Source organism: Lactobacillus delbrueckii subsp. delbrueckii DSM 20074 = JCM 1012 (genome assembly GCF_001433875.1).
Taxonomy (GTDB): Bacteria; Bacillota; Bacilli; order Lactobacillales; family Lactobacillaceae; genus Lactobacillus; species Lactobacillus delbrueckii.
The window spans coordinates 1-646 of record NZ_AZCR01000126.1 but is presented as its reverse complement, the minus strand read 5'-3'; the positions used below and the strand labels follow the sequence as shown (position 1 = coordinate 646).

Below are 646 nucleotides of genomic sequence, written 5' to 3'. Positions count from 1 at the left end.
GCTAGCGGTTAATAACTGGCAGGCTCTGCGTAACCAAGTTCGCAAGTGGGACAAGCCGGTTAAAGGCTCAAAAGGCAAGCTGGAAACAGTCTACAATTTTCAGACCAAGCACTGGGTTGGTGCTCTCCGTGAGGCATGTGCCAACATAAAAAGCATGTGGTCGAATCTGGCTAACCGTTTGAAGAAGCTGATTCAAGGAAATGAAAATCTTTCTGCAGATCAGCGCCACCTTCTGTTCTTTATCTTGAAATTTAAGAGCGCATGGCAAGCTGTTCTTCTTCACAAGCCAATTGAGCTGCCGGAAGAATACGCCGAAGCTCTTGCAGAGATTGAAACTAAGCTGAAACACAAACAAATCAAGCAAGCGCACAGCTACCTGCGCCGGATTACGTACCGCTACCACTACCGGGCACGGAAGTCGGGCAGGCTTGGCTCTAGCATGAAGTGTGACTTGAATTGGGCATTTGAAGGAAATGCTTTTTCATTCAGTTCAGACGTGCCTAGAAAGCAGTTTTCTGTGGAGATGACCAGCCCGTGGAGTTATCCACGCACCGGCGATATCACAGTGGTGCTTGACCGCATCAAGCAGCGCCTTGAAGTTCATAAGCTGATCTCTAGCAAGCGTTACAGCAATGATTCAAAGAAG

1 pseudogene is annotated in these 646 nt (G+C 48.1%); it reads left to right on the top strand.

From position 1 onward, the window contains the following. A pseudogene (locus tag FD23_RS08775) lies at positions 1–646 on the top strand (RNA-guided endonuclease TnpB family protein); the annotation flags it as partial.